This is a genomic window from Pseudomonas gregormendelii, assembly GCF_017114825.1.
In the GTDB taxonomy this organism is placed as follows: domain Bacteria; phylum Pseudomonadota; class Gammaproteobacteria; order Pseudomonadales; family Pseudomonadaceae; genus Aquipseudomonas; species Aquipseudomonas gregormendelii.
This window is the reverse complement of the sequence record NZ_JADEVO010000009.1, coordinates 100,129-112,957: the sequence shown is the minus strand read 5'-3', so window position 1 is coordinate 112,957 and position 12,829 is coordinate 100,129. Positions and strand designations below refer to the sequence as shown.

13 protein-coding genes are annotated in these 12,829 nt (G+C 61.2%); 7 read left to right on the top strand and 6 right to left on the bottom strand.

Features of this window, described 5'->3' with window-relative positions; genetic code table 11:
* Position 1 precedes the first annotated feature (1 nt).
* From tusC to IMW75_RS09070, 5 genes are all read left to right on the top strand, one after another.
* Positions 2-358 (top strand): sulfurtransferase complex subunit TusC, encoded by a 357-nt coding sequence (gene tusC / locus IMW75_RS09090; protein ID WP_205892414.1) that lies wholly within the window; start codon positions 2-4, stop codon positions 356-358.
* Complete coding sequence (gene tusB, locus IMW75_RS09085) at positions 358-651, top strand: sulfurtransferase complex subunit TusB (protein ID WP_045062255.1); 294 nt, start codon at positions 358-360, stop codon at positions 649-651. Before tusC ends, tusB begins: the two co-directional genes overlap by 1 nt.
* Positions 648-983 (top strand): TusE/DsrC/DsvC family sulfur relay protein, encoded by a 336-nt coding sequence (locus IMW75_RS09080; RefSeq protein WP_205892413.1) that lies wholly within the window; start codon positions 648-650, stop codon positions 981-983. The genes tusB and IMW75_RS09080 overlap by 4 nt, the downstream gene beginning before the upstream one ends.
* Positions 980-1,981: a glycosyl transferase family protein gene (locus IMW75_RS09075; protein WP_205892412.1), complete on the top strand. Its 1,002-nt coding sequence runs from the start codon at positions 980-982 to the stop codon at positions 1,979-1,981. Before IMW75_RS09080 ends, IMW75_RS09075 begins: the two co-directional genes overlap by 4 nt.
* A gap of 90 nt (positions 1,982-2,071) precedes the next feature.
* The gene (locus tag IMW75_RS09070) at positions 2,072-3,073 is read left to right on the top strand and encodes a glutathione S-transferase family protein (protein WP_205892411.1); all 1,002 of its coding nucleotides are present in this window, start codon (positions 2,072-2,074) and stop codon (positions 3,071-3,073) included.
* Between the two features lie 105 nt (positions 3,074-3,178).
* Here the strand turns inward: IMW75_RS09070 and cysG are convergent, their stop codons facing one another.
* The 6 genes from cysG to IMW75_RS09040 all read right to left on the bottom strand — a co-directional run bounded on the left by cysG (position 3,179) and on the right by IMW75_RS09040 (position 10,830).
* The gene (cysG, locus tag IMW75_RS09065) at positions 3,179-4,573 is read right to left on the bottom strand and encodes a siroheme synthase CysG (RefSeq protein WP_045062264.1); all 1,395 of its coding nucleotides are present in this window, start codon (positions 4,571-4,573) and stop codon (positions 3,179-3,181) included.
* Positions 4,574-5,854: a serine--tRNA ligase gene (serS, locus tag IMW75_RS09060; protein WP_045062266.1), complete on the bottom strand. Its 1,281-nt coding sequence runs from the start codon at positions 5,852-5,854 to the stop codon at positions 4,574-4,576.
* Positions 5,855-5,869: 15 nt separating this feature from the next.
* A complete protein-coding gene (gene crcB, locus IMW75_RS09055; RefSeq protein ID WP_045062268.1) occupies positions 5,870-6,244 on the bottom strand; it encodes a fluoride efflux transporter CrcB in 375 nt (124 codons plus the stop codon).
* Positions 6,244-7,566: a replication-associated recombination protein A gene (locus IMW75_RS09050; protein ID WP_205892410.1), complete on the bottom strand. Its 1,323-nt coding sequence runs from the start codon at positions 7,564-7,566 to the stop codon at positions 6,244-6,246. Before IMW75_RS09050 ends, crcB begins: the two co-directional genes overlap by 1 nt.
* Before the next feature lie 166 nt (positions 7,567-7,732).
* Entirely contained in the window at positions 7,733-8,356 is a 624-nt protein-coding gene (lolA, locus tag IMW75_RS09045; RefSeq protein ID WP_045062272.1) for an outer membrane lipoprotein periplasmic chaperone LolA, read from the bottom strand.
* A 65-nt stretch (positions 8,357-8,421) separates the two neighbouring features.
* Positions 8,422-10,830, bottom strand: a complete 2,409-nt coding sequence (locus IMW75_RS09040; protein WP_082069251.1) for a DNA translocase FtsK — start codon at positions 10,828-10,830, stop codon at positions 8,422-8,424.
* A gap of 469 nt (positions 10,831-11,299) precedes the next feature.
* On the opposite strand from IMW75_RS09040, the gene aat reads away from it, so the two are divergent.
* Together aat and IMW75_RS09030 are read left to right on the top strand one after the other, a co-directional pair.
* Positions 11,300-11,980: a leucyl/phenylalanyl-tRNA--protein transferase gene (gene aat, locus IMW75_RS09035; protein WP_205892409.1), complete on the top strand. Its 681-nt coding sequence runs from the start codon at positions 11,300-11,302 to the stop codon at positions 11,978-11,980.
* Between the two features lie 56 nt (positions 11,981-12,036).
* Entirely contained in the window at positions 12,037-12,744 is a 708-nt protein-coding gene (locus IMW75_RS09030) for an arginyltransferase (RefSeq protein WP_045062278.1), read from the top strand.
* Positions 12,745-12,829: the final 85 nt, after the last annotated feature.

Below are 12,829 nucleotides of genomic sequence, written 5' to 3'. Positions count from 1 at the left end.
AATGGCCAAATCCTTGTTGATCATCAGCCGCCAGTCGCCCTGGTCCGGGCCGAGCGCACGGGAGGCGCTGGACATCGTGCTCGCCGGTGGCGCCTTCGACCTGCCCATCGGCCTGCTTTTTCTCGATGACGGAGTGTTCCAGCTCGCCACCGGACAGAACGCCAGGGCCCTGCAGCAGAAAGACCTCAGTGCCAATCTGCAAGCGCTGCCGATGTTCGGTGTCGAAGAGTTGTTCGTCTGTGCCGACAGTGCCTGCGCCCGGGGCCTGAGCAATTTTGCGCTGGAAGAGGCCCAGGGGCTGGCCGCCCACGAAGTCACTGCACTTATTGACCGTTACGATCAGGTGATTACCCTCTGATGTCGACCTTGCACGTATTGTCTCATTCCCCCTTCGGCGATGACCGCCTGACCAGTTGCCTGCGCATCATCGGTACTGACGATGGGCTACTGCTCTGTGGCGATGCGGTCCATGCCTTGCAACCGGGCACTGCCCCCTTCAACGCACTAAGCACTCGCGCCCTGAAACTGTTCGTGCTGGCCGAAGACGCCCAAGCCCGGGCGGTGAACGTTCCGGACTGCGCCGCCAGCATCGACTACCCGGCCTTCGTTGAACTGTCTGTCCATTACGACAAGGTCAACAGCTGGTTATGAATGCGCTGACAGTCGGCGCCCGCGCCATCGAACTGGACAAGGATGGTTTCCTGGTTGAACTCAGCGACTGGTCCGCCGAAGTGGCCAGCGCCCTGGCCGCCGCCGAAGACATCGATCTGGGCCCCGAACATTGGGAGATCCTCGAACTGTTGCGCAGCTTCTATGCCGAGTTCCAGTTGTCACCGGCTACGCGACCGCTGATCAAGTACACCGCATTGAAGCTCGGCCCGGAAAAAGGCAACAGCCTGCACCTCAACCGACTGTTCAAAGGCACCCCTGCCAAACTCGCCGCAAAACTGGCGGGCCTGCCCAAACCGACGAATTGCTTATGACCGACTACCCAGCGCTGACCCTCGAAACGCCCGCCGAACACCCGTTCGCCCAGTTCGTGCGAATTCTCGGCAAGGGCAAGCGTGGTGCCCGCGACCTGACCCGGGTCGAAGCACGGGTCGCCATGGGCATGGTGCTCGACGATCAGGTCGAGGACACCCAGCTGGGCGCATTTCTGATGCTGTTGCGCCACAAGGAAGAAAGCGCCGAGGAAATGGCCGGCTTTACCGAAGCTTTGCGTGAGCGTTTGCAGGCGCCAGCGTTGAATGTTGACCTGGACTGGCCGACCTACGCCGGCAAAAAGCGCCACCTGCCGTGGTACCTGCTGGCGGCCAAGTGCCTGGCGCAGAACGGCGTGCGAATTTTCATGCATGGTGGCGGCGCGCACACGGCCGGCCGGCTGTACAGCGAGCAGTTGCTGCAACACTTGCAGATCCCGCTGTGCCGCACCTGGCAGCAGGTCGGTGCCGCGCTGGAGGATGGCGGCCTGGCGTTCATGCCGCTGGTGGACTGGGCGCCGCAACTTCAGCGCATGATCGACTTGCGCAACACACTGGGCCTGCGTTCGCCGATCCATTCCCTGACCCGCATTCTCAACCCGCTGGGCGCGCGCTGCGGCCTGCAAAGCATCTTCCATCCCGGTTACCAGGCGGTGCACCGCGATGCCAGCGGCCTGCTCGGCGACACCGCGATCGTGGTCAAGGGCGATGGTGGCGAAATCGAGATCAACCCGGACGCCGACAGCCACCTCTATGGCACTAACGGCGGTGTCAGCTGGGATGAGGAATGGCCACAGATGTCCAGCCAGCGACACGTCAAACCGTCTGCACTGGACCCTGAACACTTGAAGGCGGTGTGGCGCGGCGACGTGGTCGACAGCTACCCGCAAATGGCCCTGATCTCGACCATGGCCCTGGCCTTGCGCGGCCTCGGCCAACCCCGGGAGCAGGCGTTCGAAACGGCCCGGCAGTACTGGGAAGCCCGGGACAGATCGATTTAACCGATCATAAGCGCCCAACCTTTGCGCTTTTTGTTCGAACCTATCGGAATAGACTCCTCTCCAATGCTTATTGGTTGAGGAGTCTTGAACATGGGTTTGTTAGTTGAAGGTCGCTGGCATGACCAGTGGTACGAAAGCAGCAAAGACGGCGCATTCCAGCGCGAGCAGGCCCAGCGCCGCAACTGGGTGACCGCCGACGGCCAGCCCGGCCCCAGCGGTGTCGGTGGCTTTGCCGCCGAGGCCGGGCGCTATCATCTGTACGTTTCCCTTGCCTGTCCCTGGGCCCATCGCACGCTGATCCTGCGCAAACTCAAAGGCCTCGAAGGGCTCATCGACGTGTCGGTGGTCAGTTGGCTGATGTTGGAAAACGGCTGGACCTTCGACGAGAATCTCGGCTCCACCGGTGACAAGCTGGATCACTTTGATTTCATGCACCAGCGCTACACCGCCGATACCGCCAACTACACCGGTCGCGTCACGGTGCCGGTGCTCTGGGACAAGCAGCAGCAACGTATCGTCAGCAACGAATCGGCGGAAATTATTCGCATGTTCAACAGTGCGTTCAATGACCTGACCGGCAACGACCTGGACTTCTACCCAGCGGCGCTGCGCAGTGAGATCGATGGGCTGAACGAGCGAATTTATCCGGCAGTGAACAATGGGGTGTATCGCGCGGGCTTTGCCACGTCGCAGCAGGCCTACGAACAGGCATTCGACGAAGTGTTTGCGGAGCTGGACCGGCTGGAAGCGCTATTGGGCGCCAATCGCTACCTGGTGGGTGAGTACCTGACCGAGGCTGATGTTCGGCTGTTTACTACGTTGATTCGGTTCGATGCGGTGTACCACGGGCATTTCAAGTGCAACCTGCGACGGATCGCCGATTACCCGAACCTGTCGAACTGGTTGCGGGAGATGTATCAGTGGCCGGGGATTGCCGAGACGGTGGATTTCACCCACATCAAGCATCACTACTACGGCAGTCACAAGACCATCAACCCGACTGGGGTTGTGCCCAAGGGGCCGCAGCAGGATTTTACTGGCGGGCATGATCGGGCGCGGTTGAGTGGGAAAGGGGTTTGGCAGCAGCATTAAGATCAAAAGATCGCAGCCTTCGGCAGCTCCTACAGGGGATCGCATCATCCTGTAGGAGCTGCCGAAGGCTGCGATCTTTTTCCCCCAGACTCCGCAATTGCAGGTTCAGACCTGCGCCTGAGCCCCTTCAAACCACGCCAGTTTCTCGCGCAGTTGCACCACTTCCCCAACAATCACCAGGGTCGGGGCATGCACTTCATGCTCCGCCACCAGCCGTGGAAGATCGGCCAGGGTCCCGGTGAACACCCGTTGATTGACCGTGGTGCCCTGCTGGATCAACGCCGCCGGGGTATCTGACGCGCGGCCATGCCTGATCAGTTCTTCGCAGATGATCGGCAAGCCCACCAGCCCCATATAAAACACCAGCGTCTGCGCCGGCGCGACGAGGTCGGCCCACGGCAGGTCGGTGGAGCCATCCTTGAGGTGACCGGTGACAAAGCGTACGGACTGCGCGTAATCGCGGTGCGTCAGCGGGATGCCCGCATAAGCGGCGCAGCCACTGGCGGCAGTGATGCCGGGCACCACCTGGAACGGGATGCCATGGGCTGCCAGTTCCTCGATCTCTTCACCGCCACGGCCGAAGATGAACGGATCACCGCCCTTCAACCGCACCACGCGCTTGCCCTGTTTGGCCAGATCCACCAACTGCTGGTTGATCTGATCCTGGGGCACCGCATGATCGGCCCGACGCTTGCCAACATAGATCCGCTCGGCATCGCGACGGCACAAGTCGAGAATCGCCGGCGCCACCAGGCGGTCATACAGCACCACGTCGGCTTGCTGCATCAGGCGCAGCGCACGAAACGTCAGCAGGTCCGGATCACCCGGGCCTGCGCCCACCAGGTACACCTCGCCGGTCGCCACCGTGGCTTCACCGTCGATTTTCGCCTGCAGCAGGCGCTCGGCCTCGCTGCCCTGCCCGGCCAGTTGCCGATCGGCGATGGGGCCCTGGAACACGTCTTCCCAGAACGCCCGGCGCTGCTGCACGTCCGGGAACAGCCCTTTGACCTGGCTGCGAAAACGCGCCGCCAGACCGGCCAACTGACCGTAAGTGGAGGGAATCCAGGTTTCCAGTTTGGCGCGGATCAAGCGCGCCAGCACCGGTGCATCACCGCCGCTGGAGACCGCGATGATCAACGGCGAACGGTCGACGATCGCCGGGAAGATCACGCTGCACAGCGCCGGTGCATCCACCACGTTGACCGGCACACAGCGCCGATGGGCATCGGCGGAGACTTGTGCGTTCAACGGTTCGTCGTCGGTGGCGGCAATGATCAGCCCGCAACCGTGCAAATCCGACTCGACGTAACCGCGCAGCACGCACTCGCCACCGCTGCCAGCCACGAGCTCACGCAATTGCGATTCGATTTCAGGTGCAACCACTCGCAGCAGGGCACCGGCTTCGGCCAGCAGGCGGGATTTGCGCAAGGCAATCTCCCCCCCACCGACGACCAACACACGACTGCCGCGAAGGTTGTGAAACAGCGGCAGATAGTCCATTTAGCCGATGACCTCGAGGCCACCCATGTACGGCTTCAGCACCTGCGGCACGCGGATCGAACCGTCGGCCTGCTGGTAGTTTTCGAGCACGGCAACCAGGGTACGACCGACCGCCAGGCCAGAACCGTTGAGGGTGTGAACCAGCTCAGGCTTGCCGGTTTCCGGGTTGCGGAAACGCGCCTGCATGCGCCGGGCCTGGAAATCGCCACAGTTGGAGCACGACGAAATCTCGCGGTACTTGTCCTGGCTCGGAATCCACACTTCCAGGTCGTAGGTCTTGACCGCGCTGAAACCCATGTCGCCCGTGCACAGCGCCAGGGTGCGGTAAGGCAGCTCCAGCAGTTGCAGGACTTTCTCGGCGTTGGCGGTCAGGCCTTCCAGGGCTTGCATGGAAGTCGATGGCTCGACGATCTGGACCATCTCGACCTTGTCGAACTGGTGCTGGCGGATCATGCCACGGGTGTCACGACCCGACGCGCCAGCTTCACTGCGGAAGCATGGCGTGTGGGCGACGAACTTGATGGGCAGCAGTTTCGAGTCGACGATTTCGCCGGCTACGATGTTGGTCAGCGACACTTCGGCCGTCGGGATCAGGTACAGATCGGCTTCGCCTTCGCGAGCGATCTTGAACAGGTCTTCCTCGAACTTCGGCAACTGGCCGGTGCCTTGCAGCGCCGGCGCCTGGACCAGGTAAGGCGTGTACGCCTCTTCATAGCCATGCTCGCTGGTGTGCAGGTTGATCATGAATTGCGCCAGGGCCCGGTGCAGACGAGCGATCGGCCCGCGCAACAGGGCAAAGCGTGCACCGGACAGCTTGGCGGCGGTTTCGAAATCCAGCCAGCCGAATTTTTCGCCCAGGGCCACGTGATCCTGAACCGGGAAATCGAAAGCGGTCGGCGTACCCCAGCGGCGCACTTCGACGTTGTCGTCTTCATCCTTGCCGACCGGCACGGACTCGTGCGGCAGGTTCGGAATACCAAGCAGGATCGAGTCCAGCTCGGTCTGAATGGCGTCCAGCTCGACTTTGCCGGCGCCCAGTTCGTTGCCCATGCGCTCGACGTCCGCCATCAGCGGCGCGATGTCTTCGCCGCGCTGCTTGGCCTGACCGATGGACTTGGAACGCGCATTACGTTCAGCCTGCAGTGCTTCGGTGCGGGTCTGGACGGTCTTGCGCTGTTCTTCCAGCGCTTCGATGCGCGCAACATCCAGGGTGTAGCCACGGGATGCCAGGCGGTCCGCTACGTCCTGAAGGTTGCTACGTAACAGTTTGGAATCGAGCATGTCGGTCTCTCGTTATCAAAGTTTGGTCAGGGACAGGCCGGCCCAGGTGGCGAGCAGCCCGCCGAATACGCTGATGGCTGCATAGCCCAAGGCTAGCAGGACTTGCCCGCTTTCCAGCAGGCGCACCGTATCCAGTGAAAAAGATGAAAAAGTCGTCAGCCCCCCAAGGAAGCCAACCATCAACCCGGCACGCACCTCTATCGGCACTTCCGGGCGTATCAGAAACAGGCCGTACAACACGCCGATCAGCAGACAGCCCACGATATTAACGGCCAGCGTAGCGGTATAGAAGTGCCGCGGCCAATTTGCGTTGACCCAATTGCCGGTGGCGAAGCGTAACAGCGTGCCGGCGACGCCGCCGATCGAAACGGCGATAACCAGTGGAATCACTATTTTCTCCGCTGCCTGGGGCTCAGACGATCAAGTTGGGCAAGGTGGTTGAGCTTCTCGCCGATCTTCAACTCCAGGCCCCGAGGCACGGGTTGATAGAACGGTTGCGGCTCGAGGTTTTCAGGAAAATAATCTTCGCCGGCCGCGTAAGCGTCCGGCTCATCGTGGGCATAACGGTACTCGTCGCCATAGCCCAGTTGTTTCATCAGCTTGGTGGGTGCGTTGCGCAAGTGCAGCGGCACTTCGAGGGAGCCATGTTCGGTAGCACTGCGCATGGCGGCCTTGAAGCCCATGTACACCGCATTGCTCTTCGGCGCGCAGGCCAGGTAGGTGATGGCCTGCGCCACGGCCAGCTCGCCTTCCGGGCTCCCAAGGCGCTCCTGCACTTCCCACGCCGCCAGGCACAGGCTCAGGGCGCGGGGGTCGGCGTTGCCAATATCTTCGCTGGCCATGCGCACCACGCGCCGGGCCAGGTAAAGGGGGTCGCAACCGCCGTCGATCATTCGCGCGAACCAGTACAGCGCACCATCGGGATTGGAGCCGCGCACCGACTTATGCAGCGCGGAGATCTGGTCGTAAAACGCTTCGCCACCCTTGTCGAAGCGCCGACGGGTATCGCCGAGCAGGCTCTGCAGCAGGTCGACGCCGATTTCGCTGTGGTCTTCAGCGAGGTCCGAGGCGTTTTCCAGCAGATTGAGCAGGCGCCGGCCATCGCCATCGGCGGCGGTCAGCAGCATCTGGAAGCCTTCATCGCTGAGGGTCAGCTGCCGTTTGCCCAGGCCGCGCTCTTCGGTCAGGGCGCGCTGCACCAGCTTGCGCAGGGCCGCTTCGTCGAGGCTTTTGAGCACGTAGACGCGGGCACGGGACAGCAAGGCGTTGTTGAGTTCGAACGAGGGGTTTTCGGTGGTCGCGCCGATGAAAATCAGGGTGCCGTCTTCAACGTAGGGCAGGAACGCATCCTGCTGGGACTTGTTGAAGCGGTGCACTTCATCGACGAACAAAATGGTGCGTTTACCGTACTGCCCGGCCTGCTGCTTGGCGATTTCCACCGCCTGGCGGATTTCCTTCACCCCGGCCAGTACCGCCGACACCGTTTCGAAATGCGCGTCCGAGACTTCAGCCAGGAGTCGCGCCAGGGTGGTCTTGCCCACACCCGGCGGGCCCCAGAAGATCATCGAATGCAGCGCACCCTGCTCGAGGGCTTCGCGCAGGGGCTTGCCGCGAGCCAGCAGGTGTTCCTGGCCGACGTACTCATCCAGATTGGCCGCACGCAGGCGGGCGGCCAGGGGTTGAGCTATCGGGGCGCTGCTGAACAGGTCCATCACTGCTTATGAAACCTCACTGGGTCCTGATGCCGATCACTCTATTATTTGAACGCTGCGATCCCTGTGGGAGCGGGCTTGCCCGCGATGACGACATTACATTCAAGATCATGGTTTTCTGACCCGACGCCATCGCGGGCAAGCCCGCTCCCACAGGTTCTGCGTCTTACTCTTGAATGACGTCCGCGCCCTTCGGAATGTCGAACTTGAACCTGGACGCCGGGATCGGCTCGTTGGCCTTCACCCCGGTGAATAGGATATTGGTGCGCTGGCCGACGCTGTCGATCAGTTGCATGTCATTGACCAGGCCATTGCGGAACGACAGGCGCAGGCTGTCGAACAGGGTGTCCTTGGTTTTTGGCTTCAGGGTGAAGTCGATCACGCCACCGGCTTCCTTGGCGCTGATGTCGAAGCTCTGGCTGATCTTGGACACGTCACCGGACAGCAGCAGCGCCGGGGTCTGGGTCAGGCGCTGGTCGAGGTTCTTGATGGTGACCTGCTCCAGGTCCGGGTCCCACAGCGAGACCTTCTTGCCATCGGACACCATCAACTGTTCCTGCGGCGCATCCGTGTGCCAGTAGAACAAGCCCGGGCGTTGCAGCGACATCTGCCCTGCGGTTTCCTGCAATTGGGTGCCACCGCCATCCAGGGTCAGCTGGGAGAAGCGTGCGCTCAGGGTCTGGGATTTTTCCAGGAGTTGGGTCAGGCGCGCCACGTCCTTGTCATCGGCGTGGGCCGAAAGCGTGGTCAAAGCCAGTACCGGCAGCAACAGCATGCGGATAAGACGCATGGGAGTCCTCTTGATATTCGTGGGAGTGCGGGCGGAGCGCGGGGCGCCGCCCTTGCAAAATCAGATCAGTCGCGAACCGGGCCAGGTGCCAGGACTTCGCGGGAACCGTTGGTGTTCATGGACGTCACGACCCCGGCCATTTCCATGGCTTCGATCATGCGCGCGGCGCGGTTGTAGCCGATCTTCAGCTTGCGCTGGACCGCAGAAATGGACGCGCGACGGCTTTCCAGCACGAATTGCACTGCTTCGTCGTACAGCGCATCGGTTTCGGCATCGTCATCACCGCCACCACCGCCGTTTTCAAAACCGCTACCTGCCTCTTCGACACCGGCGAGGATCTCATCGTTGTATTCCGGTGCACCCCGCAGTTTCCAGGCTTCGACCACCCGGTGAACTTCGTCATCGGATACGAACGCACCGTGGACCCGGATCGGCAGGCTGGTGCCGGGCGGCATGTACAACATGTCACCGTGGCCCAGCAGTTGCTCGGCGCCACCCTGGTCGATGATGGTCCGCGAGTCGATCTTGCTCGACACCTGGAACGCCATCCGCGTCGGAATGTTGGCCTTGATCAGACCGGTGATGACATCAACCGAAGGCCGCTGGGTCGCGAGGATCAGGTGGATGCCGGCAGCACGGGCTTTCTGGGCGATACGGGCGATCAGTTCTTCAACCTTCTTGCCGACGATCATCATCATGTCGGCAAATTCGTCGACCACCACGACGATGGTCGGCAGCTTGGTCAACAGCGGCGCTTCATCGTGAATGTTTTCGCGCTTGTACAGCGGATCGGTCAACGGCTCGCCCGCGTCCTGGGCTTCCTTGACCTTGGCGTTGAAGCCCGACAGGTTACGCACGCCCATCTTCGCCATCAGCTTGTAACGACGCTCCATCTCCGCCACGCTCCAGCGCAGGGCGTTGGCGGCGTCTTTCATATCGGTCACCACCGGGCACAGCAGGTGCGGAATGCCTTCGTAGATCGACAATTCCAGCATCTTCGGGTCGATCATGATCAGCTTGGCGTCTTCCGGGCCGGACTTGAACAGGATCGACAGGATCATCGCGTTCACGCCCACGGACTTACCCGAACCGGTGGTACCGGCCACCAGCAAGTGCGGCATTTTCGCCAGGTCGGTGATGACCGGCTTGCCACCGATGTCGTGGCCCAGGGCCAGGGTCACCGGCGACTTGAAGTTGTCGTATTCCGGGGTCGAGAGCACTTCGGAGAAGCGCACGATCTGGCGGTCCTCGTTCGGAATCTCGATACCTACAGTGGTCTTGCCCGGAATCACTTCCACGACCCGGACGCTGGTGACCGCCAGGGAGCGGGCAAGGTCCTTCGCCAGGTTGGAGATGCGGCTGACCTTGACGCCGGCTGCCGGCTGGATTTCGTAGCGGGTAATGACCGGTCCCGGGTGAATGGAATCCACCGACACTTCAACGCCGAATTCCTTGAGCTTGATTTCCAGCAGGTGGCCAACCGCAGCCAGGGATTCGGGCGAGTAATTGAGCTGTTTCTTTTCCGCCGGGTCGAGGATCGAGATGGGCGGCAGGGTGCCTTCCACGGCGCTGTCGACGAACAACGGCGCCTGTTTCTCTTTTTCCACTCGCTTGCTGGGTGCAGCAGGCTTCGGTGGCGCAGGGGCGATAACCGGCGGCACCTGCTTCTCGCGGTCCGACATGTGCTTGCTCAAGGCCTGCTCGCGCTCGATCAGGCGTTCCTTGACCTTGGCCTGCTCGCGCTTGTCGGTAACGGTTGGCGCCACCACGTCGTGCACGCGGTCATCGACTTCACGCAATTGCGCGACCAGTTGCTTGCGCTCCACCCGAGCGGCCCACCAGCGATTGGCAGCGCCCTGGAACAGTTCGAACAGGTCGAGGGTAATCTTGCCGGTGACGTCCATTACCTTGAACCACGACAGGTCGGTGAACACCGTCAGGCCGAACAGGAACAGGGCGATGAACAGCAAGGTGCTGCCCTGGATATTCAGCGCGTTGCGGGCCAGGTCGCCAAGGCTCTCGCCCAGCGCGCCACCCGCGCCCGCCGGCAGACCGGTGGCCGCGTGGAAGTGGATATGGGCCAGGGCCGCACCCGACAGCACCAGGAACACCAGGCCGATCAGGCGCCAGGAGAACAGCCAGCCGCTCCATTCCCAAGGCTGGTGGCGTTGGCGGAAGATCTGGTAGGCCTTGACCGCCAGCAGCAGCGGGAAGATGTAGGCGAAGTAACCCAGCACCATGAACAGGATATCGGCACTGTAGGAGCCGGCAGGACCGCCGAAATTCTGTACGTCGTCGATCTTGCTGTTGTGGCTCCAGCCCGGATCGTCCTTGCCATAGGTGAGCAAGGCCATCATCAGGAACAGGCACAAGGCGCCGATGGCGATCAATGCACCTTCCTTGAGTCGGTAGTGCAATTGTTGCCGCCAGAGCGGAACGACGACTGTTTTTGGTGCTGCGGTGGATTTCTTCAAAACGCTACTTTTCCTGCGCCTGTGGCGCGTCCATCTGTTGAATGACTATAAAACTGCCCAATCCGGGCAGGCAAAAAAATTGACAGGCGCAACCGGAACTACTTTTTACCACTGCATCGCGCATTTTATAAACACGGCGCAAGCTCAATAATCTGTAACAGCCCCGCATTGTACGGGTTTGTACGGCCGATGCCATGCTGGCAACTTCAGTTTCAAGCATAGCCAAGGGCGTGCGACCTGCAGTCCAATTTGAGCATGCATTGTCTTTCGTGACAAAGGCTTATGAGGGATTCATCTACGACCACATTCACAACGCCAAGTTGCAGTGCCGGGCCTTTGTTGCAGGAATGGTTACAAGACGGCACAACCGCAAAAAAATACATCGACGACATTTTCACCGTTTGACGGCAAACTTGATCACGGGCCAACCGGCTCGATACCGCCCTCCCCTTCTGCAAGCCTGGATGCCATGCTGACCTGGTTACAACGCAACTCACTGACCTTCCCGCCGCTGGAACGAGCGATGCGCGATCCCAACGGCCTTCTGGCTGCGGGTGGCGACTTGTCGGCCGACCGCCTGATCCAGGCCTATCGCCATGGGTGTTTCCCGTGGTTCTCCGAAGGCCAGCCGATTCTCTGGTGGTCACCCGACCCTCGCACGGTGTTGTTTCCCGACGAATTGCATGTCTCGCGCAGCCTGGGCAAATTGCTCCGGCAACAGCGCTATGAAGTGACCTTCGACCAGGATTTCGCTGCAGTCATCCAGGCTTGCGCGGCCCCGCGTGATTATGCCGACGGCACCTGGATCACCGCCGCGATGCAGGAGGCCTACCTTGAACTGCACACGCGTGGCTTCGCCCACTCGGTGGAGGTGTGGGACCAGGGTGAGCTGGTGGGCGGCCTCTATGGCTTGGCGATGGGGCAGCTGTTTTTCGGCGAGTCGATGTTCAGCCGCGCCGACAATGCCTCCAAATATGGCTTTGCCACACTGGTGCGACATCTGAAAGACTCAGGGTTCATACTGATCGACTGCCAGATGCCGACCGACCATTTGCACAGCCTCGGCGCCCGGGCGATTCCCCGTAGCGAATTCGCCCGCTACCTGGCCCTGCACCTGGATCAACCCACCCGCGCCAGCTGGGTTTGCTGAGCGACTTTCGCGCGCTTGGCTTACACTTATTTAAAGTTTATCCCCGAGGGTTGATCATGACCGAGTTGGCGCGTTTGAAGTTCTATGCCACTCAACCCCACTCTTGCAGTTATCTGCCCGAAGAGCAGGCCACCACCCTGTTCCTCGACCCTAGCCAGCCCATGGATGTGCATGTCTACGCAGATCTGTCTGAAATGGGTTTTCGTCGCAGTGGTGATCACCTGTACCGGCCGCATTGCCAGAACTGCAATGCCTGCGTGCCCGCGCGTATCCCCGTGGCGCAGTTCGCACCCAATCGCCAGCAGAAACGCATTTTCAGGCGCAACCTCGATCTGCAGGTGCGCCCGGCCAAACCACAGTTCAGCGAAGAATACTTCGACCTGTACCAGCGCTACATCGAACAGCGGCATGCCGATGGCGACATGTACCCGCCCAGCCGCGATCAGTTTTCCACCTTCCTGGTGCGCGACCTGCCATTTTCGCGCTTCTATGAATTCCGCCGCGACGGCCGTCTGCTGGCTGTGGCCGTGACGGACTTGCTGCCCAATGGCCTCTCGGCGGTCTATACCTTCTACGAACCCGCCGAAGAACGCCGCAGCCTGGGCCGGTACGCAATCCTGTGGCAAATCGCCGAGGCACAGCGCCTGGGGCTGGACGCGGTGTACCTGGGGTACTGGATCAAGAACTGCAAAAAGATGAGTTACAAGACGCAATATCGACCCATCGAACTGCTGATCAACCAGCGCTGGGTTCTTCTAAGTTAGAGCAATCCCTAAACCCCTTGGCGTAAACACCATTTTTCGGGCACAATGCACGCCGCTTTTGCCTGGCGCAGTTGCACCGGGCCAT

Coding starts and splice junctions, on each gene's coding strand:
- tusC (WP_205892414.1), top strand. CDS start 2: ATGGCCAAATCCTTGTTGATCATCAGCCGCCAGTCGCCCTGGTCCGGG.
- tusB (WP_045062255.1), top strand. CDS start 358: ATGTCGACCTTGCACGTATTGTCTCATTCCCCCTTCGGCGATGACCGC.
- IMW75_RS09080 (WP_205892413.1), top strand. CDS start 648: ATGAATGCGCTGACAGTCGGCGCCCGCGCCATCGAACTGGACAAGGAT.
- IMW75_RS09075 (WP_205892412.1), top strand. CDS start 980: ATGACCGACTACCCAGCGCTGACCCTCGAAACGCCCGCCGAACACCCG.
- IMW75_RS09070 (WP_205892411.1), top strand. CDS start 2,072: ATGGGTTTGTTAGTTGAAGGTCGCTGGCATGACCAGTGGTACGAAAGC.
- cysG (WP_045062264.1), bottom strand. CDS start 4,573: ATGGACTATCTGCCGCTGTTTCACAACCTTCGCGGCAGTCGTGTGTTG.
- serS (WP_045062266.1), bottom strand. CDS start 5,854: ATGCTCGATTCCAAACTGTTACGTAGCAACCTTCAGGACGTAGCGGAC.
- IMW75_RS09050 (WP_205892410.1), bottom strand. CDS start 7,566: ATGGACCTGTTCAGCAGCGCCCCGATAGCTCAACCCCTGGCCGCCCGC.
- lolA (WP_045062272.1), bottom strand. CDS start 8,356: ATGCGTCTTATCCGCATGCTGTTGCTGCCGGTACTGGCTTTGACCACG.
- aat (WP_205892409.1), top strand. CDS start 11,300: ATGCTGACCTGGTTACAACGCAACTCACTGACCTTCCCGCCGCTGGAA.
- IMW75_RS09030 (WP_045062278.1), top strand. CDS start 12,037: ATGACCGAGTTGGCGCGTTTGAAGTTCTATGCCACTCAACCCCACTCT.